Source organism: Epilithonimonas lactis (assembly GCF_900110605.1).
Taxonomy (GTDB): domain Bacteria; phylum Bacteroidota; class Bacteroidia; order Flavobacteriales; family Weeksellaceae; genus Epilithonimonas; species Epilithonimonas lactis.
Genome location: NZ_FOFI01000001.1, coordinates 700,102 through 725,391, shown reverse-complemented (window position 1 = coordinate 725,391; position 25,290 = coordinate 700,102). Strand labels below are relative to the sequence as shown.

Sequence of the window (25,290 nt, the reverse complement as noted above, 5' to 3'; positions counted from 1 at the left end):
GATTCTGTGTAGAAAACCTAATATTTTTTTTCTAATTGATTTTTGTTTACCCCAACCCTAAAGGGAGCAAAAATCAATTAGAAATTTCATCGAAATCACTTCCTTTAGAATTAGAGAAATAATTTTGATGAAATTTTAAACAGCCTCTAACTTCTAATAATTTTCTTTTTTAATTTCAAAGACGACATTCAATCGTTCAGGTTCGTAAGCATAAGCAACATTGACTTCGTCTACTTTCTTTGCACCCAATTTTTCCATTGCTTTTTGCGAACGGATGTTGTCTTTCCCAACGTGGAAATTGACTTTATCAACGAATTGAAAAATATAATCCAGCATCAGTTTTTTGACCTGCGGATTCAGTTTTGAGCCCCAGAATTTCCTTCCATAAAAAGTATAACCAATGAAAATCGAGTTATCATCCGAATTATAATCATAAAACCTCGTGCTTCCGGCAATTTCGCCTGTGTTTGTCTCAATGATTTTGAACGCGCCACCACTTTCCATCGCACCTTTGAAAAAATTTTCGAAGACTTCCCTTTTGTATCGGTCTTTGTTCGGATGTTGTTCCCAAACTAGAGGATCCGAAGCAACAGATAATAATTGCTCAAAATCAGTTTGATCAAGCGGAACGAGTTTTACATTTTCGTTTTCTAAAGTGGGTTGGATATTCATTTGGTTGATAGTTGATAGTTGATAGTTGATAGTTGATAGTTGATAGTACGAAATTATTAAACCTTGAATAATAAATTTTGAACTTTGAATTAAAACAAAATAGCTTTTTCCAATTCCAAAAGTTTCTGTTTTCTCCAGATTCCACCGCCATAACCGGTCAAAGTTCCATTGGTTCCGATGACTCTATGACAAGGTATGATGATTGAAATTTTATTAAGTCCATTCGCATTGGCAACAGCGCGCACAGCTTTTGGATTGCCAAGAATGTCGGCTTGTTGCTGGTAACTTCTCGTCGTTCCATATGGAATGGTTCTAAGAATCTGCCAAACATTCTTTTGAAAATCTGTTCCGACAGGCGAAAGTGGAACGGTGAAATCCAATCTTTTCCCTTCGAAATATTCTTCTAATTCTTTTTCTAATATTTTGAAATGCGGATTTTCTCCCTGAATAATATTGGCTTTGAAGTATTTCGAGATTTCATCTAATTCTCTCGAAAGTGATTTTCGGTCGGAATATTCCAGCAGACAAATTCCATTTTCATTAGCACACGCAATCATCGCTCCGAGCGGTGTTTCGATTCTTTTGAGGTCAACGATTTTTTCCAGTTTCGAATTTTTTGGCGAAGTTCCTATAATGGATTTGAAACTTTCATTAAAACCACTCAAACTTTCATAACCATTTTCCAAAGCGACATCCAAAACATTCTCACCTTGCTGAAGTTTTTTGAAAGCCGAATTGATTTTGAACGTTCTTTGAAACGCGTGGAAAGTCATTCCGTGGTATTTTAGAAACCAGCGTTTCACAGTTGCAGGCAATAATCCACGACCAATCAAATCCACATCTTTGAATTTAAGTTCCGGATTCTCAGACAATTCATTCATCAGCTTCTGAATTTCAATCGGCGTTTCATCTGGATTCTCCAATGGTTTACAGACTTTGCACGGTCGATAACCTTTTAGAATGGCATCTTTTGTATTATCAAAAAATTCAACATTCTCAGGTTTTGGTTTTCTCGCGGTACAAGTTGGGCGACAAAAAATGCCTGTCGTTTTCACGCCCATCCAAAAAACACCTTCGAAGTCGGGATTTTTCTGGAAAGAAGCTTGGTACATCTGTTCGAAACTCGGTTTCATAAAAATGATAATTAATAATACAAATGTAATCGTTTTAGAAATTTGATAACAACCGAAAAATGAACAAGCAATTTTTCTCTTTCATATTCCTGAAAAATATTATCTTCCAAAACACAAAATCAAGAATTTTATGGATAAGAAAAAACTTCGGGAATCGATTTTCAGACATTTGGATGGGATTGTGACAGCGCCTGTGATTTCGGCCTTGTCAAAGAAAAATATTTTGGATTTCATTAATGAAAATCAAACTTTGGAACTTTCTGAGATTAATGAAAAATTCAATTCCAATGAAGGTTATCTGAATGTCGCACTGAGAGTTTTGGCATCTCAAGGTTTTCTGGATTATCACTTGGATAATGTAACTGATGTTGTGAAAATATCAGCCAACTCCAAAACTGAAGAAGCATTTTCTTATCAAAAAATCTACTGTGATTTGGCGGAATTTCTAGCCGACCCAAACGTCATCAATTCCAAAGAACTGACCGAAGAACTCTGTAAAAAGTGGATTGCAATCTTCGAAAAGTATAAATCTTTTTTGCTGGAAAATGTAGATGGAAATTCATTGAAATATCAAATCCAAAAACACATCGAAGGTGCGCTGGTTGGTCCCATCATTATCAAATTGGGAATGAGTGGAATGTTCCACAAATACTTTATGGAAGCGAGTTTCAGCGCGGAAGAGTTTCACAAGAATCCACATTATTTTGAAATCATTCTCAATTATCTTTCAGAAATTGGTTGGTTTTCCAAGAAAGGAAATAATTTCCAATTCACGGAAACGGGACTTTTCTTTGCGAGACGCGCAACAGCTTATGGCGTAACGGTTTCTTATCTGCCGATGTTCTCAAAATTGGACAATCTGATTTTCGGAAAAGCCTCAGAAATCCGCGAAATTGAAGATGGCGAAGACGAAATCCACGTGAACCGCGAGATGAATGTTTGGGGAAGTGGTGGCGCTCATTTGACTTATTTCAAAGTGATTGATGAGTTCATCATCGAGATTTTCAACAGGCCAATCAATGAGCAACCAAAGGGAATTTTGGATATGGGTTGCGGAAACGGCGCCCTTTTGCAACATCTTTATGAAGTCATCGAGAGACAGACTTTGCGCGGAAAATATTTGGAAGAACATCCGTTATTTCTGGTTGGTGCAGATTACAATCCAGCATCGTTAAAAGTGACCAGAGCCAATCTCATCAAAAATGATATTTGGGCAAAAGTGATTTGGGGCGACATCGGAAATCCGAAACAACTTGCCGAAGATTTGGAATCCGACTACAATATCGAATTGGGAGATTTGCTGAATATCAGAACATTCCTCGACCATAACCGGATTTGGGAAGACGTTTTGGAAACCGACAGCCAAAGAATCAGCACTTCGACTGGCGCATTTGCCTTCCGCGGAAAACGATTATCCAATCGTGATGTCGAAGAAAATCTCCTAAATCATTTGAAAAAACGGACACCTTATGTTGAAAAATTTGGATTGCTTTTGATTGAGCTTCACACACTTTCGCCAGAAATCACTTCGAAAAATCTTGGTTTGACAGCTTCCACAGCGTACGACGCGACACACGGATTTTCTGACCAATATATTGTAGAAGTAGATGTTTTTCACAGAATTTGCAAGGAATCTGGCTTGGAACCAGACGTCAATTTGTTTAAAAAGTTTCCAGATTCTGAGTTGGCGACGGTGAGCATCAATCTTTTGAAGAAATAGTTTAACAAAAAAACTCATCGGTTGGATGAGGTTTCTATTTGCTGTAAAGCTTATTTCACGCTTTTCACTCTTATCATTCCTTTGTTTTCGTGATACATCATACACATTATCTTGCCGTCCCTTTCTGCGCATTCTTTTGTATACACAAAAACGAGTGATACTTTTTCACCATCTTTTTTCTCTTTTAATGCATCTGAATTACAAACCAGATAATCGTTATTTTCTCCAACTCTAAGGTAAGTTCCGGTGCAATCCCTAAACACTGTTCCATTTTGCGAACTATTTTGAACGGACTTGCAAGATAAAAATGATGATGCGGAAATGGCTAAAATTAAAATGTTTGTTGCTTTCATTTTTTGATGATTTATTTAAAACCAAAAATACAATTAATTCTAACTGCAAATAAGAGATATTTATAGTACAAAAAAATTTTATACTAAAGACAAAATATTTTTTACGCATTACGGGAAACCGTAAGGAAGTTTTATTAATTATATATAATTTTCCAGAAAATTTACAATGAAAAAACTAATTATCTTCTTTACCGTACTGATAGGCGGTTTTATGATTGCTCAAAAAAAAATAGCAAACATTTATTCAACTTCGGAACTTCAAAATATGCAGAATTCGATACCTGCAAACGAACAACAGGAATTTTATAGTCAATATTTAAAAGCAAGTCTTTTCGAAAAAATAAAAAAGAATTTTAATTCCAAAAAATACTCTGATAATCTGCTGAAAAAGTTTACAGATTCAATCGTATCACGCAACGATTTTGGATTTGACGAAGAAACTTCTAATGATAAAGAAGAAAAACTGATGACCTTTGAAGAATATGCTTCACTTGAAAAGGAAAGAGAAAAAAAACGAAAGGAAAGCTTGGAAAAAATGAAAAAAGACGACCCAAAACAGTACAAACTTATGAGTAGTATTTTGAGTGATGTATCCTACAAAACTGGTGATGTAAAAAAAGATTACGACCAATATAAAGCAAATTATGAGCATCAAAAAAATCCTCTTAATAACCCATATTCACAGGAAAGTAGAAAATTAATCATTACAAAACTAAATGATGCTTTTGCCAAAAAAAATTACAATTCCGAAGAAACAGAGGAATTATTGGTTAAAAACATCAGTCCCCATTATAATAATTTCCCATATCCAGTTTCCAAGCACGACAGCGAAGCACAAATTTATGAGGTTGTCGATAACGAAATCATTGCATTTGGTGTAACTTCTGGTGTTGCAGCGGGAACTTTCGAAAATTATTATAAAATTGATGGCGATAGCGTAATTCCCATTTCCGTTTATCCTTACGAAGACCAAAATTTCGATAAAAAAGTTTCTAAATATGTCAAGAAAGGTTTCCGTTTTGAAGGAAGAGCAGGAGCTGACATAAAAAAAATCGGTGATGAATATTTTTTGTCAACCAATTTGTACAAAGAAGATGATGCAAATTGTTGCCCATCGATGTTGATTGAATACAAAACAAAAGATTTTAAAACTTTTATCCCTCTCAAGATTGCAGACAATTCAGAAAATCCAAAGTGGAAAACCATTAAATAATAAAGAAAAGAAAGCGTTGTCAGAATAAATCTAACAACGCTTTCTTTATTATATTTAATCCTAAAATTACATCGCCTCCATTTTGAAAGTCATACTCTCAATCACCTTCAAAATCGCTTCGACTGTATCCATTGATGTCAAACAAGGAACACCGTTTTCCACGCTCATTCTTCGGATTTGGAAACCGTCTCTTTCGGCTTGTTTTCCTTTGGTGGTCGTATTGACAACGTATTGAACTTTTCCTTTTTGAATCAAATCAATCAGATTGACATCCTCTTCCCCAATTTTGTAACCGATTTTGGTTTGAATTCCTTTTTCCTCGAAATACTTCGCCGTTCCTTCTGTCGCCCAAATTCTGAAACCAATCGTATGGAATCTTCTCGCAATCTCAGACGCTTCTTCTTTGTCCTGGTCAGCGACTGTGAATAAGATGGAACCGTGCGTCGGCACTTTTCTTCCTGCTCCGATTAAACCTTTGTACAAGGCTTTTTCGAAGGTTGAATCTTTCCCCATTACTTCGCCTGTAGATTTCATTTCTGGTCCGAGAGAGATATCCACTTTCGTCAATTTGCTGAAAGAGAAAACCGGAACTTTCACGAAGATTCCTTCTTTGTTCGGAATCAATCCGGAAGTGTAACCCAAATCTTTTAGTTTTGCTCCCAAAATTGCTTTCGTTGCAAGATTTGCCATTGGAACATCTGTGATTTTGGATAAGAAAGGAACGGTTCTGGACGAACGCGGATTCACTTCAATCACGAAAACTTCACCTTTGGAAATCACGTATTGGATATTCATTAATCCAATCACATTCAAGCCCTTAGCTAATCTTATCGTGTAATCTTCTAAAGTTTTGATTTGAGTTTCCGTCAAATGTTGTGGTGGATAGACCGCGATTGAATCTCCGGAATGAACACCAGCTCTTTCGATATGTTCCATAATTCCAGGAATGACAACTGTTTCGCCGTCGCAAATTGCATCTACTTCCACTTCCTGACCAGTCAAATATCGGTCAATCAAAACTGGTTGGTCGGGACTGGCTTCCACCGCATTTTCCATATAATGCGAAAGTTCCTTCTCCGTATAAACGATTTCCATCGCTCGTCCTCCCAAAACATAACTTGGACGCACCAAAACCGGATAACCAATTTCGTTGGCAATCACAATTGCTTCTTCTTTTGAAGTCGAAGTTTTCCCTAATGGCTGTGGAATTCCCAGTTCCTGAAGCGCTTTCTCAAATTTATCTCTGTTCTCCGCTCTGTCTAAATCTTCGAGTGAAGTTCCCAAGATTTGAACGCCGTGAGCCGATAATTTATCTGCTAAATTAATAGCGGTTTGTCCGCCAAACTGAACCACAACACCTTTTGGTTTTTCGAGTTCAATGATGTTCATCACGTCTTCTTCTGCCAATGGTTCGAAGTATAATTTGTCTGCAATCGAGAAGTCTGTGGAAACAGTCTCCGGATTATTATTAATGATAATCGCCTCGTAACCCATCTGCTGAATCGCCCAAACCGAATGAACCGTAGCATAATCGAACTCAACACCTTGCCCAATTCTAATTGGACCTGAACCAAGAACGATGATTTTTTCCTTGTCAGAAACCACACTTTCATTTTCTTCTTCGTAAGTTCCGTAGAAATAAGGCGTTTCAGATTCAAATTCTGCCGCGCAAGTATCCACCATTTTGTAAACCGGCATCACGCCATTTTCTTTTCTGAAATTGAAAACTTCACGTTGTGTCGTTTCCCAAAGATGAGCGATATTAAGGTCAGCAAAACCTAATTTCTTGGCTTCAATAAGCGTCTCCTTATCAAACTTGTTATCTACAATTGTTTTCTCGAAATCAATTAATTTCTTGATTTTCCAGATGAAGAATTTATCGATTTTGCTCCATTCTACAATCTGTTCCCAATCGTATCCTCTTCTCAAAGCGTCACCGATGATGAACAATCTCTCGTCATCACAAACGCGAATCCTTCTTTCAATTTCCTCGTCGGTAAGGGCTAAAGCCTGTTTTGTTTTTAATCCCAAATGGCGAAGTCCGGTTTCCAAAGAACGGATGGCTTTGTGCAAAGACTCTTCGAAGTTTCTTCCGATGGCCATTACTTCTCCCGTTGCTTTCATTTGTGTTGACAATCTTCTGTCAGCCGTCTCAAATTTATCGAATGGGAATCTTGGAAACTTGGTCACTACATAATCCAAAGCTGGCTCGAAACAAGCGTAAGACGTTCCGGTTACAGGATTTTTGATTTCGTCCAATGTCAATCCAACTGCAATTTTAGCTGCAATTTTAGCAATCGGATAACCAGTTGCTTTACTCGCCAAAGCCGATGAACGCGAAACTCTTGGATTTACTTCGATGATATAATATTGATAAGAATGCGGGTCGAGAGCGAGCTGAACGTTGCAACCACCTTCGATTCCCAATGCTCGAATTATTTTGAGTGATGCATTTCTCAGCATCTGATATTCTCTGTCAGAAAGTGTCTGCGAAGGCGCAACAACAATTGAATCTCCTGTGTGAACGCCAACCGGGTCGATGTTTTCCATATTACAAACCACGATGGCGTTGTCGTTTTTGTCACGCATCACTTCGTATTCGATTTCTTTGAAACCTGCAATGGATTTCTCTATCAGACATTGCGTTACGGGAGAATATTTCAATCCCAATTCAGCAATTTCACGAAGTTCGGGTTCGGTTGCGGCAATTCCACCACCTGTTCCACCCATTGTAAAAGCGGGGCGAACAATCACTGGATAACCGATTCTATTAGCAAAATCAATCGCACCTTCAACGGTTGTTACGATGTCGGAATCTGGAACCGGCTCGTTCAATTCGTGCATCAATTCGCGGAAAAGGTCTCTGTCTTCGGCCTGATTGATAGCGTCTAATTTGGTTCCTAGAACTTCCACCTTACATTCCTCCAGGATTCCGGATTTCTGTAATTCCACGGCCATATTAAGTCCGGTTTGTCCACCTAAAGTTGGCAACAAGGCATCCGGACGTTCTTTTCTGATGATTCTGGAAACAAATTCCAGAGAAATCGGTTCGATATAAACTTTGTCGGCAATCTCTTTATCCGTCATTATTGTTGCCGGATTGGAATTAATAAGAATCACGCTGTAACCTTCCTCTCTCAAGGAAAGACAAGCTTGTGTCCCCGAATAATCAAATTCCGCAGCTTGGCCAATGATGATAGGACCTGAGCCGATTACTAAAATTGTTTTTATGTCTGTACGCTTTGCCATTTTACTTTTTTACTTGATTAGATTTAAACTCCTCCATTAATTCAATAAAATCATCAAATAGATAATTCGCATCCTCTGGACCTGGACTTGCTTCCGGGTGATATTGAACTGAGAAACAAGGATGAATTTTGTGTTTCAGACCTTCGTTGGTTCTGTCGTTCAAGGCGATGTGTGTTTCGATTAAGTCTGTGTCTTTCAAAGATTCCTGGTCGATTGCATAACCGTGATTCTGAGAAGTAATGGCCACTTTATTTTTTTCTAAATCCAAAACCGGGTGATTGCCACCCCTGTGACCGAATTTCAGTTTGTAAGTCTTTGCGCCACAAGCCAGACCAATCAATTGATGACCCAAACAAATCCCGAAAATCGGCACTTTTCCGAGCAATCCATTAATCAATTCTGAGGCACCTTTCACATCTTCCGGGTCGCCGGGACCGTTGGAAAGCATTATTCCGTCTGGGTCCATTAATAAAATCTCTTCTGCGGTTGTATCCTGAGAAACCACGATGATGTCGCAATTTCTTTGAGATAATTCGCGGATGATTCCCAACTTGGAACCGAAATCTACCAACACCACTTTGAAACCTCTTCCAGGACTTGCATAAGATGTTTTTGTGGAAACAGATTCTACCTGGTCGATTGGGAAAGTGGTTTTCTTAAGCTCTTCAACCGTTTGATTGTCATCGGTTTCAGCATTTACTATTTTGCCTTTCACAACACCTTTGTTGCGAAGAATTCTCGTCAGTCTTCTCGTGTCAATTCCTGAGATTCCGGATAGATTTTTCTTTTTGAAAAGTTCATCCAAGGTCATTTGAGTTCGGAAATTGGAAGGCAAATCGCACAATTCTTTTACAATCAAACCTTTGATTGCAGGTTCGATGCTTTCGTAATCGTCCCGGTTGATGCCGTAATTTCCTATCAAAGGATAGGTCATACAAACGATTTGTCCGCAATAACTTGGGTCGGAAATCAATTCTTGATAACCCGTCATTCCTGTGTTGAAAACCACTTCGCCGGCAGTCTCCTGTTCTGCTCCGAATCCTACCCCATTGAATACTTCTCCGGATTCTAATATTAATTTCTTTTTCATTTTTACTTTTAAGTCGGAAGACGGAAGTCCGAAGTCCGAGGTTTCACTAATATTTATTTCATTTTTGTCATCGGTCATCAGACTTCTGACATCGGTCTTTTTTACTCAAAAAAAACACGCTCGAAAAGCGTGAATTAATTTTTAATTTTGGGAGTCGACAAACTCGAAACCTTTATTCTCAAGGTCAAATTTAAGAATCGCCATTCTTGCAAAAACGCCGTTCTGCATTTGTTTGAAGATTCTGGACCTTTCACATTCCACCAATTCCGAATCTATCTCCACACCTCTGTTGATTGGTGCCGGATGCATAATGATGGCGTTTGGCTTCATTTTCTTTTCTCTTTCTTTCGTCAAACCGAATTTCTTAAGATAATCTTCGGATTTGAAATTGAAAGTTCTCTCGTGACGCTCGTGCTGGATTCTCAACAACATCAAAACATCCACTTCTTTCACCAAATCGTCGAACTGCATATAAGTTCCGTTGACCAACATTCCTTCGTCAAACCAGAATTCTGGGCCAGAGAAATATACTTTTGCGCCCATTCTTCTGAACAATCCTGCGCCTGAATTGGCAACTCGGCTGTGTTTCACATCGCCTACGATTCCAATCTTCAAACCTTCTATCTTTCCAAACTCCTGAATGATGGTCAAAGCGTCCAAAAGCGCCTGTGAAGGGTGACTTCCAACGCCGTCGCCAGCATTTACGATACTTAATTTAGCATCTTGAAGCTGGTCGTAATATCTTTTTTCAGAATGCCTGATAACTGCCACTTCCACGCCGATAGCTTCCAAAGTTTTAATCGTATCAAGCATTGTTTCACCCTTTGCGATGGAGCTTTTATCAGCTTCAAAATCTATAACTTGAAGACCGAGTTTCTTCTCGGCTACTTCGAAGCTTGTTTTGGTTCTTGTGCTATTCTCAAAAAAGAGGTTCGCGGCGAAAACATCACCTTTAATTTTGCTGACTTTACCATCCGCAAACTGCTGTGCTTCCTGTAAAATTTTTTCTATACTCTCCGTGGAGACGCGTGCAAGCTTAATCATATCTGAAATTTTTAAATAAAAAAAACGAAGCCTAAAAGACTTCGTTAAATATAAAAAATATTGTTGTTGTCGGCAAATTTGCCAAACACTAATGTCGCTAAATTCTGTACCAGATTCATTGGGTGCAAAGATACCAATATTTTCGATATGATGAAATCTTATTCATACTTTTTTGTAATAAATCAATGAACTTCTGCGCTTAAAATTTCTCCAGTCAAATATTTTCTTTACTTTTGAAAGATTGACAAGTACTTGAAACTACTTAAACATATATTTTTAACTATTAAAGCGTTGCTTTTTAAGCCAATCGCCAAAAGCAACGTGCTATCAGCCACTTAATATTATGAGTTTGGACAAAAAAGACAAATTAATTCTCTCCCTTCTTCAGGAAGATTCTACGCTATCGGTAAAGGAAATCTCCGAAAAAATCGGACTTACTTTTACGCCGACCTACGAGCGTATCAAAAACCTTGAAAAAAGTGGCGTTGTAGAAAAATATGTCGCCCTGCTCAACCGTGAAAAACTCGGAATCAATATTGTTGTTTATTGCAATGTTCGTCTAAAAGAGCAGTCTCAAAACACGCTCAAAGATTTCGAAAATTATATCTCGAAATATGATGAAGTCCAAGAAATCATCAGTCTTTCCGGCGAATATGATTATCAATTGAAAATCCTTGCAAACGACATTTATTCTTACAATCATTTCACTGTGAATGTGATTTCAAACAGTCCTCACATCGGGCAATATCACAGTTCTATTGTTTTGGCTGAAGTGAAAAAATCTACCAAGTTCAAACTGGATTAAAAATATATTTCTATCGCAAAGTCGCAAAATTATTTAGTAATAAACTGCTGAAAGTCGCAAAAGAAAACCTTCGATTTACATCATTCCAATTAACTTAAAACTTTGCGACTCAAATTTAATTAAATCTTGCGCCTTTGCGATATTTTTCAACCCAACAATTTATCTCTGACTTTATTGAATTGATATTCGATTTCGTCGAGGCAAAGGTTTCCCAAACTGCCTTGATGAGAGTGATTGAGTTCTTTGTAATCGTATTCGAACAAGCCTTTTTCTATTTCCTGACCGATTTGAATATAGGCATCTCGGAATGACTTTCCATTCTTCACTTCTTCGTTGATTTTCTCTACGCTGAAGATGTATTTGTACTTTTCATCATCCAGAATATTGTCTTTCACTTCGATGTTTGGAAGCGTGTAAATCAGGATTTCAAGACATTCTTTCAAAGAATCGATGGCCGGAAAAAGGATTTCTTTTGTCAATTGCAAATCTCTGTGATAGCCTGATGGCAGATTATTCGTCACCAAAATCAATTCATTTGGCAAAGCTTGAATTCTGTTGCATCTCGCTCTCACCAATTCGAAAATATCCGGATTTTTCTTGTGTGGCATTATACTACTGCCAGTTGTGAATTCCTTTGGAAAGCTGATAAAATCAAAGTTCTGACTTAAATAAATACAAACATCGTAAGAAAATTTGCTTAAAGTTCCAGCCAAAACCGACAACGAATTCGCCAACAATTTCTCGGATTTCCCTCGTGTCATCTGCGCATAAACCACATTATGATTCAAAGTTCTGAAACCTAGTTTGTAAGTCGTACTTTCTCTGTCAATCGGGAATGATGAACCGTAACCCGCGGCCGAGCCTAGTGGATTTTTATTAATGATATTCTTCGTTGCAAACAGCAATTCCAAATCATCCACCAAAGATTCTGCATACGCGCCAAACCACAATCCGAAAGACGACGGCATCGCCACCTGCAAATGCGTATAACCAGGCAATAACACGTCTTTATGAAGATTGGCTTTGTCTTTCAGGATTTGAAAAAATGAATCGGTCAGTTCTGTGATTTCTCTGATTTCGTCAATTAAGTATAATTTGATATCCGTCAAAACCTGGTCGTTTCTTGACCTTGCGGTGTGGATTTTCTTTCCTGTTTCGCCCAATTTTTCGATGAGGATATTTTCGATTTGAGAATGGATGTCTTCTGCGGTTTTATCGATTTCGAAAGTTTCTTTTTCGATTTCAGAAAGAACTTCTTCCAAAACGGCCACGATTGCGTGCTCTTCATCCAGTCGAATCAATCCAACTTCTGCGAGCATTTTTGCGTGGGCAATGGAGCCCAACACATCGTATTTTGCTAATCTGTCGTCAAAATCCAGGTCTTTCCCGACTGTGAATTTTGTAACCAAATCGTTGGTTGTCGTATTGTCTTTTTGCCAGATTTTTTTCATTTTAATAATTTTTAGAAATTAGATTTTAGAGGTTAGAAGTTAGATTCCAAATTGGTTTTCTAATTTCTAATTTCTCAATTCTAACTTCCGTTAAAGAACTTTCTCTAATATTTTAATGTAAACATCGATGCCTTCTCGGATTTCGTCGATGTAGACAAACTCGTCCGCGGTGTGGGAACGCAAGCTGTCGCCGGGTCCCAACTTGACCGATGTGCACGGAATAATCGCCTGGTCCGAGGATGTCGGCGAACCGTAAGTTGTCCTGCCCAACGCCAATCCAGCCTGAACAAACGGATGGTTGACGTCGATTTTTGAGGAATTGAGACGGAATGACCTCGGTGTCAGTTTGGATTTCATCTGCGACTGGATGATTTCGAAAACTTCGCGATTCGTGTATTCGTCTGTCACGCGGACATCCAATGTGAAATTGCATTTTTCGGGAACCACGTTGTGTTGCGTTCCTGCGTTGAGAACTGACAATGTGACTTTCACCTCGCCCAAATAATCGGAAACTTTCGGGAATTTGAAATCGAGGATGTTTTGCAAATCCTTCATACATTTCACAATCGCATTGTCATCGTTCGGATGCGCAGCGTGAGAAGGCGTTCCCAGCATTTCGCCATCGATGACGAGCAAACCTTTTTCTGCAATCGCAAGATTCATTTTTGTAGGTTCGCCAACAATTGCCAATTCGACGTTCGGAAGTTGTGGAAACAGGGCTTCGATGCCGTCCAGACCGGAGATTTCTTCCTCGGCTGTCAAAGCAATTACTAAATTATGAGTCAAATCTTCGGCTTCATAAAAATAGAGAAAAGTCTGCGCCATCGCTACTAAAGACGCGCCCGCATCATTGCTTCCCAAACCAAATAATTTGCCGTCTTTTTCCACCGGAATGAACGGGTCCAAAGTGTAAGCTTTGTTCGGTTTTACCGTGTCGTGATGCGTGTTGAGGAGAATCGATGGTTTGCCGGCGTCAAAATGTTTGTTGGTTGCCCAGATGTTATTTTTGAATCGGTTGACAGTCAATTGATGCTCATTGAAAAAGCCTTCGATGATGAGCGAAGCGTTGTATTCGTCGCGACTCATAGATGGTGTTGCGATGAGTTTTTTCAGTAATTTGACGGCATTTTCCGCAAGTTCTTCTCTGCTAAAGACAGATTTCAGTTCCTTCATTTCCTTGTTTTATTTGGTCTGACAGTTTTTTCTCGTTAATCAAAGATACTTTCTGAACGCCATTTTCTTTGGCTTTGAAAGCATTTTCGAGTTTTGGCAAAATTCCTTTATGGAATTTTCCTTGCGATTTCAATTCAGAAAATTCAGTTTTATTAATGGTTTTAAGATTTGAATTTTCGTCTTCCACATTTTCTAAAACCCCGTTTTTATCGAAGCAGAACAACAATTCTGTCTCGAAATTTTTTGATAAAGCCTGAGCAATAGTTCCGGCAATCGTGTCTGCGTTGGTGTTTAACAGATTTCCTTTTTTATCGTGAGTGATTGCAGAAAACACCGGAACCAAACCCAGATTTATCATATTTGTAATCAATTCGTGATTGATGCTTTTTTCATTAATATCGCCAACAAATCCAAAATTGATGGTTGGATGCTGGCGTTTTTCAGCTTGAATTAAATTGCCGTCTGCGCCGGAAAATCCCATCGCGTTGCAATTAAAACTCTGCAATTTTGCCACAATATTTTTGTTGATTCTTCCCGCGTAAACCATCGTCACCAACTTCAAAGTTTTCTTGTTGGTAATCCTGCGTCCATCAATCATCGTCTGTGTGATTTTCAGTTTTTCTGCCAAAGTTTCTGCAATCTTTCCACCGCCGTGAATCAGGATTTTGGCGCCTCCGATTTGAGAAAATTGTTCTAGAAAAGCTTTCAATGATTTTTTATCATCGATTAAAGCGCCTCCGATTTTTATGATGTGTACTTTTTGCATTAATTGTTTTGCCTTTATATTTCGGCTAAAGCCTATTTAATTCCCATCCTCACAAACGGGCTAAAGCCCGCTCCTATTGATATTTTATTTCTCAATCTTTACTATTAATCTCATCTAAAATTTCAGAGAAAACAGCCTGTGCAGAAAAAATTCTGTTTTTTGCCTGCTGATAAATGATTGAGTTTTCGCCATCCACCACTTCATCACTCAATTCAAGATTTCTACGGACGGGAAGGCAATGCATCACTTTTCCATTGTTTGTTAATTCCAATTTTTCATTGCTCAACATCCAGTTTTCGTCAACTTTCGGCATCGCTGTATAATCTTCAAATGACGACCAGTTTTTAACGTAAACAAAATCTGCATCTTTCAGTGCTTCGTCTTGATTATGAATCACTTTCGTATCCTTTGTAAAATTTTTATCCAAATCATAACCTTCCGGATTTGCAATCACAAAATCAACATCCATTTGTTGCATCCATTCTGTGAACGAGTTTCCGACAGCCTGCGCAATCGGTTTGATGTGAGGCGCCCAAGTCAAAACGACTTTTGGTTTTCTATTTTCCGTCCAATTTTCTGTGATTGTGATGCAATCTGCCAGACTTTGCAACGGATGACGCGTCGCAGATTCCAAAGAAATCACTGGAACTTTGGCGTGTTTCAGGAACTGGCTCAGAATACTTTCGTTCACGTCGTCGGCTTTGTTTTTCATTCCCGCGAAACATCTTACGGCGATGATATCACAATATTGATTCAGAACCTCGATGGCATCTTTGATGTGTTCAACTGTATCGCTGTTCATCACCGTTCCATCAGCGAATTCCAGATTCCAGGCTTCTTGAGCGGCGTTGAGTGTTAGGACATTTAATCCTAAATTTTGAGCAGCAATTTGAGAACTCAATCTTGTTCTGAGACTGGAATTGAGGAAAACCAAACCAATCGTTTTCCCTTTTCCTTTGGTTGGATTTTCTAATGGATTTTCTTTTATTTTTAAGGCTTTTGCAATGATTTCCTGCAAATTATCTATATCGTAAACCGAAGTGAAATTTTTCATTTCTTAATTGTTTTGAACGCAAAGGCGCTATGATTTTTTATGATTCGACATTTCAAGTCGCAAATTTTAACTTACAATGTTGGCGACTTTTCAGCAGTGAGATTACTACTCTCGCGCCTTTGCGTTATTTTAATTCTAATATTTTCTCATCAATGGCTTTCAAGGTTTTTCCTAAAGCATTGATGAACAAATCGGATTCTTTTTCCGAAATATTGAGCGCCGGTAGAATCCGCAGAACATTCTTGTCATTGGCATTTCCAGTGAAAATAAAATGTTCGAACAGCAATTCTTTCCTGACATCTGCGCAAGCTTGGTCGAGCTCAATTCCAATCATCAGACCGCGCCTTTTGATGTTTTTGATGTGAGGGAAATCTTTAATTTTTTGTTCGATGTAAGCGCCGATTTTTTCTGAATTATTAATTAGATTTTCATTTTCAATCACTTCCAAAACTGCAATACCAGCCACGCAAGCGAGATGATTTCCGCCAAATGTAGTTCCCAATAATCCGTAACTCGCCTCGAATTTTGGACTAATCAGAACACCGCCAATAGGGAAACCATTTCCCATTCCTTTTGCAACCGTTATTAAATCTGGTTTGATGTCAAATTCCTGATGGGCAAAGAATTTCCCGGAACGTCCGTAACCAGACTGAACTTCGTCCAAAATTAAAATCGCATTATTTTCTTTGCACAATTTTTCAATCGTTAAAATGAAATCTTTATCCAATAAATTAATTCCTCCAACACCTTGAATTCCTTCTACGATTACTGCTGAAATTTCGTTCTTGTTTTCGGCAAAAATCTTTTCTAATTCTTCAGAATTATTGAATTCACATTTGACGAAATTCTCAGATTCGTTGACTGGCGCTACGATTTTTGGATTGTCTGTCACAGCAACCGTGGCGGAAGTTCGGCCGTGGAAAGCTTCGGAGAAATAGATTACTTTCTTTTTTCCGTTGTGAAATGAAGCCAGTTTTAAAGCGTTTTCGTTGGCTTCTGCTCCAGAATTACAGAGGAACACTGAATAATCTTCGTAACCTGATAATTTTCCTAATTTCTCAGCCAATTCAGTTTGTAAATTATTCTGAACCGAATTGGAATAAAAACTGATTTTACCCAATTGATTTTTCAATTTGTCAACATAATGCGGATGATTGTGACCAATGGAAATCACAGCGTGACCACCATAAAAATCGAGGTATTTTTGTCCGTTTTCATCCCAAAGGAAAGAACCTTCGGCTTTGACAGGATTGATATTGAACAGTGGATACACGTTGAATAAATTCATTTTTACATTTTTAATTTAACGCAAAGTGCGCAAAGATTTTTTTTTAATTTCAAACTGCTTTAAAGTCGCAAAGTTTAGAAAGCCAATGGTTTTAAGTTTAATCCTAGATTTTGTTCCCAGCCATTGGCGATATTCATATTCTGAACTGCTTGTCCGGATGCGCCTTTCAATAAGTTATCGATTGCTGAATGAACCGCTATTTTGTTTCCTTGTTTTTCGATTTGGATGACACAGAAATTGGTATTCACAACTTGTTTCATATCAATCGATTTTTCTGAAATTTTCACGAAATGCGAATCTTTGTAGAAGTCTTTATATAAATTGTAAATTTTATCTAATTCCAAATCGCATTCGATGATAGAACTTGTGAAAATTCCTCTTGCAAAATCACCACGCCACGGAACAAAGTTGAGTTCCACATCCTTTTCATTAAGCAAATTGACTTGTTTTAAAATCTCGTCGACGTGCTGGTGATTCAAAGTTTTGTAAGCTGAAATATTGTCATTTCGCCAAGTGAAATGCGTTGTCGGTTGCAAAGATTGTCCTGCTCCAGTCGAACCCGTAATTCCTGTTGTGTAAACATCATTCAAAAGATTTTCCTTTGCTAAAGGCAACAACGCTAATTGAATCGCAGTTGCAAAACATCCAGGATTTGCGATACTTTTTGAGTTTTTAATTTTATTAAAATAAATCTCGGGCAAACCATAAACAAAATTTCTATTTCCGAAATTGCCTTCGAGACGGAAATCATTTCCTAAATCGATAACCAAAGTTTCTTCTGAAACCGGATTTTCATTCAGCCAGTTTTGACTTTCTTTGTGAGGAAGGCAAAGGAAAAGAATGTCCGTTTCTGAAATTTCATTCGTCAAAACCAAATCACAAATCGAGTCCAAATCCGGATACAATTCGGAAATTTTCACTCCGGAATTGGAACGACTGAACAAAAACTTTAATTCTATATTCGGATGAAATGCGAGCAAACGAACGAGTTCGCTTCCCGTGTAGCCATTGGCTCCGATGATTCCGACTGATTTTTTCATATTTTTAACGCAAAGAGCGCAAAGATTTTTTTGTAATTATTGAAAATATTTTAAGTCCGCAAAGAGCTAAACTTTAAAGTTCTTTTGTCATTCCGTAGGAATCTCGACAGCGATGGTTAGATTCCTACGGAATGACAAAATTCTGTTTTTATATTGCCATTTGTTTTTTACCGAATCTGCAGCCCGGCTTGAACGGAAATCCTTTTTTGCTTGTACTCAAGTTCTACTTAAACTGAAATCGTCTTGCAAAAAAGATTGGGAGTGGAAGACGGAAAAGCTGCCCAAAAAATTCTAATTCAACTTATTGACTTGATGATAAATATTAAGCGAGTTGCTTAGGATTTTGGTATATCCTTTGACATCGTCGCCACTCCATGCGAGATTCTCTTCGCCATAACTTCCAAATTTTGAAGACATCAAATCATTTTCAGACTCAATTCCGTTCAAGACAAAACGATATGGATGAAGTGTGATAAATACTTTTCCGTTGACTGTTCTCTGAGAATCCTGCAAAAATGATTCGATGTTTCTCATCACTGGGTCCAGGAAAAGTGCCTCGTGAAGCCAGTTTCCGTACCAATCTGACAATTGCGATTTGATGGTCTGCTGATATTTGGAAAGTGTATGTTTCTCCAAAAGATGATGCGCTTTGATGATAATTGACGCCGACGACGCCTCAAAACCGACACGACCTTTTATCCCAACAATCGTGTCTCCAACGTGGATGTCGCGACCGATTCCGTATGGTGAAGCCAATTCTTCAATCTTCTGAATCGCTAAAACGGGATGAGAAAAAGTTTCGCCATTAACGGAAATCAGTTCTCCATTTTTGAATTCGATTTCCAAATTTGAAGGTTCGGTTTTTTCAACTTGCGAAGGAAAAGCTTCTTCTGGAAGGGAAAATCGGGAAGTCAACGTTTCTTTTCCGCCGACGGAAGTTCCCCAAAGTCCTTTGTTGATGGAATATTTGGCTTTGTCAAAATCCATTTCGCAGTTGTGGTCTTTCAGGAATTGGATTTCGTCTTCACGCGATAAACTTAAATCACGGATTGGTGTGATAATTTCGATTTTCGGACACATTACGTTGAAAATCAAATCGAAACGAACCTGGTCATTTCCTGCGCCTGTACTTCCGTGTGCGATTGCGTCGGCTCCAATTTCCAAAGCAGATTCGGCAATCGTCTGCGCCTGAATCGTTCTTTCGGCGCTGACAGACAATGGATAAGTGTTGTTTTTTAGAACGTTACCGAAAATCAAATACTTGACACAATCGTTATAATATTTTTCTGAAGCATCTATAAACCTGTAAGAAGCCACGCCTAATTTTTCTGCCTTTTCCTTAAGCAAAACCTCATCGTTTTTATCAAAACCACCTGTGTTGATTGTGATTGCGTGAACTTCGTAACCCAAAGTTTCGCTCAGATATTTGGCGCAATACGACGTGTCCAAACCTCCGCTAAATGCCAAAACTACTTTCTTACTCATTGTCGTTATTTATAGATTCAAAATCTTTTTCTTTATTTATATTTACTTTTTCCGGGACGAAAAGCATTGCCGTGCAAAGACAGTTTTTGCGTTCTTTCATCATCAGAATTTCATAATTCACACAGTTTTTGCAACCGTTCCAGAATTGTTCATCCTGAGTCAACTCTGAATAAATCACGGGCTTGTAACCTAAACTGCTGTTGATTTTCATCACTGCCAGTCCGGTGGTGAGGCCGAAAATCTTTGCATTTGGATATTTCTCCCTGGAAAGCTCGAAGATTCTTTCTTTAATCAAAGTGGCCAATCCTGCGTTTCTGAATTGGGGCGAAACTATCAAACCGGAATTCGCGACATACTCTCCGTTCGTCCAGGTTTCTATGTAGCAGAAGCCTGCCCAGGTTCCATCTTCGTCGATGGCGATGATGGCGTTACCTTCCGAGATTTTCTTGCCCAGATATTCGGAAGAACGTTTTGCGATGCCTGTTCCTCTTTTCTTTGCAGAATCCTCCATTTCGTTTCGGATTTCTTCCACATAGACCAAATGTTTCTCTGAGGAAACTTCTAATTTCATTGATATTATCTAATTAAGCGGCAAATTTAAATACAATTATCTTTATTATCCAAATTAAAAAGATAATATTATCTGTTAATTATTATTTAACAACAATATTATCTGTTAATCAACTGAATAATAATCGTGGCAGGTATTCTATTTGTTATAGATTTTGTGTAATTTGGCTAAGCTATTACCGCGGTCTGCAAAGGATTCGCAACTATTCATCAATCAAAACCACCATCATAAATCAATCAGTATGAGAAATTATCACATTCAGAATCTGCAGGATTATTTCAAAGAGTATAAAAAGTCAATTAAGAATCCGAAGAAGTTTTGGGATAAGATTGCGGATGAGAATTTCGTCTGGTATCAGCGCTGGTCCAAAGTTGTGGATTATGATATGCAGGAAGCCAACATCAAATGGTTCAAGAATGCGAAATTGAATATCACCAAGAATGCCTTGGACAGACATCTTTCCGTGCGTGGCGACAAAACCGCCATCATCTGGGAACCGAACGACCCAAAGGAAGAAGCACAGCATATTTCATACAGCGAACTTTACACCAGAGTCAACAAAGTAGCGAATATCCTTCGTGAAATGGGCATCGAGAAAGGCGACCGTGTTTGTATTTATCTTCCAATGATTCCGGAATTGGCGATTACGATGTTGGCTTGTGCTAAATTGGGCGCTGTTCATTCCGTGATATTTGCCGGATTCTCTGCTTCAGCGGTAGCTTCGCGGGTGAATGACTGCGGGGCAAAGATGGTCATCACATCTGACGGAAGTTACAGGGGAAACAAAGTTCTGGATTTGAAAAGCCTTGTGGATGAAGCCTTAGAGAAAACACCAATCGTCGAAAGCGTATTGGTTGTGAAAAGAACCCACAACGACGTGAAGATGAAAGAAGGCCGTGACCATTGGATGGACGACTATTACGACAAAGCCTCCGCGGATTTCGTGACGGTGATCATGGATGCGGAGGACCCGTTGTTCATTCTTTACACTTCGGGGTCGACTGGGAAACCGAAAGGGATGTTGCACACTTGCGCGGGTTATATGGTCTATACGGCTTACACGTTCAAGAATGTGTTTAATTATAAAGAGAATGACATCTATTGGTGTACGGCGGATATCGGCTGGATCACGGGGCATTCTTATATTTTGTACGGACCACTTTTGAATGGTGCGACCACCGTTATCTTCGAAGGGGTGCCGACTTTCCCTGATGCTGGGCGATTCTGGGAAGTGATCGAGAAACATAAAGTGACCCAGTTCTACACCGCTCCTACAGCGATCCGCTCTTTGGCGAAGGAAAGTGTGGAATGGGTGGAGAAGCACGACCTGAGTTCGCTGAAAGTCATTGGCTCTGTGGGTGAACCTATCAACGATGAGGCTTGGCACTGGTATAATGACCACGTTGGGAAGAAAAAATGCCCGATTGTCGATACCTGGTGGCAGACGGAAACGGGCGGCATTATGATCTCGCCGATTCCTTTTGTGACACCTACCAAACCAACTTACGCTACGCTTCCGTTGCCAGGCATTCAGCCGGTGTTGATGGATGAGAAAAGAAATGAGATCACCGGAAATCAGGTGGATGGGAATCTTTGCATCCGTTTTCCGTGGCCGGGGATTGCAAGAACGATCTGGGGTGACCATCAGCGGTACAAGGAGACCTACTTCTCGGCTTTCCCTGGGAAATATTTCACGGGGGATGGCGCTTTGCGGGACGAGGTTGGCTATTACCGAATCACGGGGCGTGTGGATGATGTGATCATCGTTTCCGGGCACAATCTGGGGACGGCGCCTATAGAGGATAGCATCAATGAGCATCCGGCGGTGGCGGAGTCTGCGATCGTGGGTTATCCGCACGATGTGAAAGGCAATGCACTCTACGGTTTTGTGATCCTGAAAGATGCAGGTGCAGAAAGAAACCGCGAGAACCTTGCGAAGGAGATCAACCAGCTGATCTCTGAGCAGATCGGGCCGATCGCGAAGCTGGACAAGATCCAATTTGTGTCCGGGTTGCCGAAGACGCGATCTGGGAAGATCATGCGTAGAATTCTGAGAAAGATCGCGGAGGGCGACTTCAACAGTTTTGGGGATATCTCGACTTTGCTGAATCCGGAAATCGTGGATGAGATCAAGGATGAGAGGGTGTGATTTGAGTTGGAGAGTTTGAGAGTTTGAGAGTTTGGGAGTTTGAGAGTTGGAGGGTTTGAGGGTTTGAGGGGTTTTAAATTAATTTTGACGATATCTTAATCCAACATTTAAAATAAAAACATTAAAAAAGCCATCCGTATTGGGTGGCTTTTGTCATTTTGACATATTGTTTTCATAGGCTATCGCTGTACACTCGCTGTACACTTTCCGTACTCTCTGTGTTATTTTGTCTTTTAGAGTGTTTGGTTCATTTCTGTCAGATTGGCAGGATTATCTGTGGCTTTGATTGTGATTTTGTCGCCTGATAAATCTGTGTTGCTTGCCGTTGCAGTGTATATCCACTCGAAGCCGGAATCTATAGCTGAACCCTCTTCTACCAGTGTACCGTCTGCGTTTTCTATTTTTACGGTTACTTCTTTTACTGCAAAATCATCCAGAACAATAATCTTAATAACATCTCCAATGTTACCTGTATAAGCGGACAAGTCCAATGTTTCTATATCTGGAGCATTGAGCAAATCTGCGACTGCGACGTTGTAAGTGCTCATCCCTCTGGAAGTATCTGCAGCTGCAGAGTACAGCTCTTTCTGAACAGGGTCATTGATAACTGATTTAGCATACAGGGTTGCTTTTTGGAATTTGCGCTTGTGGTCTTTCTGTTTTTGCGAGTCTTCTCCGGTTTTGTCCCTTGGTGCTTTGGAGACTATGGTTTTGCCGTTTCTTTGGCTGAATACGATAAGGTCTCCTACTTTACCGCTAAGGCCGTGTGTGATGATGTTGTTTTTGCTTTCTGCCATCGTTTGTTGTTTTTAAAGGTTAATAATAATTTGAGTTCCTAAAATAAATATTTTATTCATACTAAAGATGTTTTTTGATGGATTATTTTTTGAAAATTTATTATGTTAAATTGGTTTTTGACATTAATTGCATACTTTTGATTTATATTATGTTAAATCATTAAATTAATTTATTGAATATCAGAGTATTTTGTAAATTTGAGTCAAACTAAAAAACTAATACCATTACCCTCCGATGAAGAAAATCCTTTTACTTCTGTCAATTTTTGTATGCACTCTCAGCTATGCTCAGGATTGGAAACCGATCTTTGAAGCGGAGGATATCGCTTACTACTACAAGCCCCAAACTAAAAATACAGCCTGGATCAAAGAGGTCTCAGACAAAACGGAATACGAGCCGGAAGACTCTCTGGAAACCAAGGTGATCAAAGGCTACCAAATTACTTTGTGGAAATTTGATTGTGATGATAAGAAAATTTCACCGATACAAATCAATGTTTATTCGACAGAAGGTAAACCACTACAGAGTGTAAGAAAAGATGAGGATGAAACGGAAATGTTATTCGTCATTCCTGATTCTGCGGGGGAAGGTTTTTTTGGGGTGTTTTGTGGGAAGGGGAAGCAATAGGTGATGTAAGTAAGAAATAATAATAAAATAGAAATGAATAAATTAGATTTAATTCAAAAAGTAACATTTGGTGAAAGTATAGCAGAATTAGAAGCTCAGAAGCTAAAAGATTACTTCTTAGAAACTGAATTTTGGAAGCTTATTAGAAATGGTACAAATGATATAGTTTATGGCGCTAAGGGAGCTGGTAAAAGTGCAATTTACACTAGCCTAACAAATGATATTGATTCATTATTCGATGAAGGTATACTTGTCTCAATTGCTGAAAATCCGACTGGAAACACTGCTTTTTCAACCCTAAAAAATGACCCTCCAACAACTGAAACTGAATTTGTTCGACTATGGAAGCTATACTTTCTTGTTATTACCGCTCAAGTATTTGAGGAGTATGGAATAAATGATAAAAACGCTAAAAGAGTGAGAGAAATTTTGACCGATTGTAATCTAATTCCTGCTCAGAACAAATTAGCAAGTTTTCTAAAAGTTTGTTTTGATTTTATGAGATCATTTAAAAATGGGAAAGAGGTTAGTACGACAGCTGAATTTGATGTAAATACAGGAATGTATTCGGGGCAGAAATTTTCGCTATCATTTGGAGAGCCAACAAAAAATGATTTTGAGAAAGGTCTTATACCTATTGAGTACGCATATGATTTGTTACAAAAGTCTTTACTAGAAAATAATATTAAACTTTGGATTACTATTGACCGTTTAGATGTAGCATTTTTGGAAAGTGAAGAATTAGAAACAAATGCCCTTAAAGCACTATTCAAGGCATATTTAGATCTTGCTCAATTCAGTGAAATTAAAGTTAAAGTTTTTTTGAGAGATGATATTTGGCAACGTATAACAAATGAGGGTTTTAGAGAAGCAAGTCACATTACAAAATACCAGAATTTAAAATGGTCTAAAGACTCTCTTTTAAATCTTTTAATAAGGCGTGTTTTAGATAATGAAGAATTAATTACAGCACTAAATATTGACAAGAATGAAATATTATCTGATATTCATAAACAAGAAGAACTTTTTTATCGCATTTTTCCAAAACAGATTGATCGAGGAAGTAAAAAACCTGCAACATTAGATTGGGTACTTTCTAGAACAATGGATGGCAAAGGCCTTAATGCCCCAAGAGAACTAATCCAATTATTTACCCATGCTAGAAGTATTGAATCAAAAAGACAGGAAAGCGGAATTGATGAATTAGAGGGTGATCAAATAATTTCTAGACAATCTTTTAAAGGTGCTATATATGAAGTTAGCAAACAGAGGCTCGAACAAACTATTTACGCAGAGTTTCCCGCGTTAAAATCACATATTGAATCACTAAGGGGAGATAAGGCTGAGCAAAATATTGAAACACTAATGAATAAATTATCCGTAGATCTACATTCTGCCTTTAGCATTGCTAAAAATCTGGTTTCCATAGGATTCTTCGAACAACGTGGAGAGAATCTAAGTCCTAGATATCGGATACCATTTATATACAGACCATATTTAGAAATAACACAAGGATCTGCAACTATCGATTAGTATGAATAAATAATCCGATAACACGGACTTCAAATCCGCAACATCTTTTCTTTATTAATGCCTAGTCATAATTATC

Annotated in this window: 21 protein-coding genes; 6 read left to right on the top strand and 15 right to left on the bottom strand. The window is 38.5% G+C overall.

What is annotated here, in order from left to right; translation table 11 throughout:
• Positions 1 to 153 precede the first annotated feature (153 nt).
• Together BMW39_RS03390 and BMW39_RS19650 are read right to left on the bottom strand one after the other, a co-directional pair.
• On the bottom strand, positions 154 to 672 hold the full coding sequence (locus tag BMW39_RS03390) for a GNAT family N-acetyltransferase (protein WP_034977238.1): 519 nt from the start codon (positions 670 to 672) through the stop codon (positions 154 to 156).
• Positions 673 to 761: 89 nt separating this feature from the next.
• Positions 762 to 1,805: a bifunctional transcriptional activator/DNA repair enzyme AdaA gene (locus tag BMW39_RS19650; protein WP_034977234.1), complete on the bottom strand. Its 1,044-nt coding sequence runs from the start codon at positions 1,803 to 1,805 to the stop codon at positions 762 to 764.
• 130 nt (positions 1,806 to 1,935) lie between these two features.
• Between BMW39_RS19650 and BMW39_RS03380 the strand changes: the two genes are divergently transcribed.
• A complete protein-coding gene (locus tag BMW39_RS03380) occupies positions 1,936 to 3,525 on the top strand; it encodes a class I SAM-dependent methyltransferase (RefSeq protein ID WP_034977231.1) in 1,590 nt (529 codons plus the stop codon).
• 50 nt (positions 3,526 to 3,575) lie between these two features.
• On the opposite strand, the gene BMW39_RS03375 is transcribed toward BMW39_RS03380, so the two are convergent.
• A complete protein-coding gene (locus BMW39_RS03375; protein ID WP_051879996.1) occupies positions 3,576 to 3,878 on the bottom strand; it encodes a hypothetical protein in 303 nt (100 codons plus the stop codon).
• 166 nt (positions 3,879 to 4,044) lie between these two features.
• Here BMW39_RS03375 and BMW39_RS03370 point away from each other — a divergent pair, with 166 nt between their 5' ends.
• Complete coding sequence (locus BMW39_RS03370; protein ID WP_034977227.1) at positions 4,045 to 5,091, top strand: hypothetical protein; 1,047 nt, start codon at positions 4,045 to 4,047, stop codon at positions 5,089 to 5,091.
• A gap of 66 nt (positions 5,092 to 5,157) precedes the next feature.
• On the opposite strand, the gene carB is transcribed toward BMW39_RS03370, so the two are convergent.
• The 3 genes from carB to BMW39_RS03355 form a co-directional block, all read right to left on the bottom strand.
• Positions 5,158 to 8,340, bottom strand: a complete 3,183-nt coding sequence (gene carB / locus BMW39_RS03365; protein ID WP_034977224.1) for a carbamoyl-phosphate synthase large subunit — start codon at positions 8,338 to 8,340, stop codon at positions 5,158 to 5,160.
• A 1-nt stretch (position 8,341) separates the two neighbouring features.
• The gene (carA, locus tag BMW39_RS03360) at positions 8,342 to 9,430 is read right to left on the bottom strand and encodes a glutamine-hydrolyzing carbamoyl-phosphate synthase small subunit (protein ID WP_034977945.1); all 1,089 of its coding nucleotides are present in this window, start codon (positions 9,428 to 9,430) and stop codon (positions 8,342 to 8,344) included.
• 141 nt (positions 9,431 to 9,571) lie between these two features.
• Positions 9,572 to 10,474 carry an aspartate carbamoyltransferase catalytic subunit gene (locus BMW39_RS03355; protein WP_034967344.1) on the bottom strand — a complete coding sequence of 301 codons (903 nt, stop codon included), beginning with the start codon at positions 10,472 to 10,474 and terminating at the stop codon, positions 9,572 to 9,574.
• 343 nt (positions 10,475 to 10,817) lie between these two features.
• On the opposite strand from BMW39_RS03355, the gene BMW39_RS03350 reads away from it, so the two are divergent.
• On the top strand, positions 10,818 to 11,279 hold the full coding sequence (locus BMW39_RS03350) for an Lrp/AsnC family transcriptional regulator (RefSeq protein ID WP_034967340.1): 462 nt from the start codon (positions 10,818 to 10,820) through the stop codon (positions 11,277 to 11,279).
• Between the two features lie 146 nt (positions 11,280 to 11,425).
• Here BMW39_RS03350 and argH read toward each other — a convergent pair whose 3' ends face one another.
• From argH to BMW39_RS03305, 8 genes are all read right to left on the bottom strand, one after another.
• Positions 11,426 to 12,730, bottom strand: coding sequence for an argininosuccinate lyase (argH, locus tag BMW39_RS03345; RefSeq protein WP_051879995.1), 1,305 nt, complete (start codon positions 12,728 to 12,730; stop codon positions 11,426 to 11,428).
• Between the two features lie 90 nt (positions 12,731 to 12,820).
• Complete coding sequence (locus tag BMW39_RS03340) at positions 12,821 to 13,903, bottom strand: M20 family metallo-hydrolase (RefSeq protein ID WP_034977222.1); 1,083 nt, start codon at positions 13,901 to 13,903, stop codon at positions 12,821 to 12,823.
• On the bottom strand, positions 13,878 to 14,669 hold the full coding sequence (gene argB, locus BMW39_RS03335; protein ID WP_034977217.1) for an acetylglutamate kinase: 792 nt from the start codon (positions 14,667 to 14,669) through the stop codon (positions 13,878 to 13,880). The genes BMW39_RS03340 and argB overlap by 26 nt, the downstream gene beginning before the upstream one ends.
• Before the next feature lie 91 nt (positions 14,670 to 14,760).
• Positions 14,761 to 15,723 (bottom strand): Rossmann-fold NAD(P)-binding domain-containing protein, encoded by a 963-nt coding sequence (locus tag BMW39_RS03330; protein ID WP_034977214.1) that lies wholly within the window; start codon positions 15,721 to 15,723, stop codon positions 14,761 to 14,763.
• A 124-nt stretch (positions 15,724 to 15,847) separates the two neighbouring features.
• Positions 15,848 to 17,011, bottom strand: a complete 1,164-nt coding sequence (locus BMW39_RS03325) for an aspartate aminotransferase family protein (protein WP_034977211.1) — start codon at positions 17,009 to 17,011, stop codon at positions 15,848 to 15,850.
• 74 nt (positions 17,012 to 17,085) lie between these two features.
• Positions 17,086 to 18,051 carry an N-acetyl-gamma-glutamyl-phosphate reductase gene (gene argC, locus BMW39_RS03320; RefSeq protein WP_034977208.1) on the bottom strand — a complete coding sequence of 322 codons (966 nt, stop codon included), beginning with the start codon at positions 18,049 to 18,051 and terminating at the stop codon, positions 17,086 to 17,088.
• A 291-nt stretch (positions 18,052 to 18,342) separates the two neighbouring features.
• Complete coding sequence (locus BMW39_RS03310) at positions 18,343 to 19,536, bottom strand: argininosuccinate synthase (RefSeq protein WP_034977203.1); 1,194 nt, start codon at positions 19,534 to 19,536, stop codon at positions 18,343 to 18,345.
• Entirely contained in the window at positions 19,529 to 20,107 is a 579-nt protein-coding gene (locus BMW39_RS03305; RefSeq protein WP_051879994.1) for a GNAT family N-acetyltransferase, read from the bottom strand. Before BMW39_RS03305 ends, BMW39_RS03310 begins: the two co-directional genes overlap by 8 nt.
• A 208-nt stretch (positions 20,108 to 20,315) precedes the next feature.
• On the opposite strand from BMW39_RS03305, the gene acs reads away from it, so the two are divergent.
• Positions 20,316 to 22,256 carry an acetate--CoA ligase gene (acs, locus tag BMW39_RS03300; RefSeq protein WP_260262218.1) on the top strand — a complete coding sequence of 647 codons (1,941 nt, stop codon included), beginning with the start codon at positions 20,316 to 20,318 and terminating at the stop codon, positions 22,254 to 22,256.
• A gap of 233 nt (positions 22,257 to 22,489) precedes the next feature.
• Here acs and BMW39_RS03295 read toward each other — a convergent pair whose 3' ends face one another.
• A complete protein-coding gene (locus BMW39_RS03295) occupies positions 22,490 to 23,053 on the bottom strand; it encodes a hypothetical protein (RefSeq protein ID WP_034977197.1) in 564 nt (187 codons plus the stop codon).
• A 235-nt stretch (positions 23,054 to 23,288) separates the two neighbouring features.
• Between BMW39_RS03295 and BMW39_RS03290 the strand changes: the two genes are divergently transcribed.
• Both BMW39_RS03290 and BMW39_RS03285 read left to right on the top strand, forming a co-directional pair.
• Positions 23,289 to 23,681, top strand: coding sequence for a surface-adhesin E family protein (locus BMW39_RS03290; protein WP_034977194.1), 393 nt, complete (start codon positions 23,289 to 23,291; stop codon positions 23,679 to 23,681).
• Positions 23,682 to 23,714: 33 nt separating this feature from the next.
• Positions 23,715 to 25,214: a P-loop ATPase, Sll1717 family gene (locus tag BMW39_RS03285; RefSeq protein WP_034977191.1), complete on the top strand. Its 1,500-nt coding sequence runs from the start codon at positions 23,715 to 23,717 to the stop codon at positions 25,212 to 25,214.
• The last annotated feature ends 76 nt before the right edge of the window (positions 25,215 to 25,290 follow it).

Bases quoted from the DNA above. Each gene is read 5' to 3' on its own strand.
- BMW39_RS03330 (WP_034977214.1), bottom strand. From the start codon at position 15,723: ATGAAAAATTTCACTTCGGTTTACGATATAGATAATTTGCAGGAAATC.
- BMW39_RS03355 (WP_034967344.1), bottom strand. From the start codon at position 10,474: ATGATTAAGCTTGCACGCGTCTCCACGGAGAGTATAGAAAAAATTTTA.
- BMW39_RS19650 (WP_034977234.1), bottom strand. From the start codon at position 1,805: ATGAAACCGAGTTTCGAACAGATGTACCAAGCTTCTTTCCAGAAAAAT.
- argC (WP_034977208.1), bottom strand. From the start codon at position 18,051: ATGAAAAAATCAGTCGGAATCATCGGAGCCAATGGCTACACGGGAAGC.
- BMW39_RS03390 (WP_034977238.1), bottom strand. From the start codon at position 672: ATGAATATCCAACCCACTTTAGAAAACGAAAATGTAAAACTCGTTCCG.
- BMW39_RS03310 (WP_034977203.1), bottom strand. From the start codon at position 19,536: ATGAGTAAGAAAGTAGTTTTGGCATTTAGCGGAGGTTTGGACACGTCG.
- BMW39_RS03375 (WP_051879996.1), bottom strand. From the start codon at position 3,878: ATGAAAGCAACAAACATTTTAATTTTAGCCATTTCCGCATCATCATTT.
- BMW39_RS03370 (WP_034977227.1), top strand. From the start codon at position 4,045: ATGAAAAAACTAATTATCTTCTTTACCGTACTGATAGGCGGTTTTATG.
- argB (WP_034977217.1), bottom strand. From the start codon at position 14,669: ATGCAAAAAGTACACATCATAAAAATCGGAGGCGCTTTAATCGATGAT.
- BMW39_RS03290 (WP_034977194.1), top strand. From the start codon at position 23,289: ATGAAGAAAATCCTTTTACTTCTGTCAATTTTTGTATGCACTCTCAGC.
- BMW39_RS03285 (WP_034977191.1), top strand. From the start codon at position 23,715: ATGAATAAATTAGATTTAATTCAAAAAGTAACATTTGGTGAAAGTATA.
- argH (WP_051879995.1), bottom strand. From the start codon at position 12,730: ATGAAAAAAATCTGGCAAAAAGACAATACGACAACCAACGATTTGGTT.
- BMW39_RS03340 (WP_034977222.1), bottom strand. From the start codon at position 13,903: ATGAAGGAACTGAAATCTGTCTTTAGCAGAGAAGAACTTGCGGAAAAT.
- BMW39_RS03325 (WP_034977211.1), bottom strand. From the start codon at position 17,011: ATGAATTTATTCAACGTGTATCCACTGTTCAATATCAATCCTGTCAAA.
- carA (WP_034977945.1), bottom strand. From the start codon at position 9,430: ATGAAAAAGAAATTAATATTAGAATCCGGAGAAGTATTCAATGGGGTA.
- BMW39_RS03350 (WP_034967340.1), top strand. From the start codon at position 10,818: ATGAGTTTGGACAAAAAAGACAAATTAATTCTCTCCCTTCTTCAGGAA.
- carB (WP_034977224.1), bottom strand. From the start codon at position 8,340: ATGGCAAAGCGTACAGACATAAAAACAATTTTAGTAATCGGCTCAGGT.
- BMW39_RS03295 (WP_034977197.1), bottom strand. From the start codon at position 23,053: ATGGCAGAAAGCAAAAACAACATCATCACACACGGCCTTAGCGGTAAA.
- BMW39_RS03380 (WP_034977231.1), top strand. From the start codon at position 1,936: ATGGATAAGAAAAAACTTCGGGAATCGATTTTCAGACATTTGGATGGG.
- BMW39_RS03305 (WP_051879994.1), bottom strand. From the start codon at position 20,107: ATGAAATTAGAAGTTTCCTCAGAGAAACATTTGGTCTATGTGGAAGAA.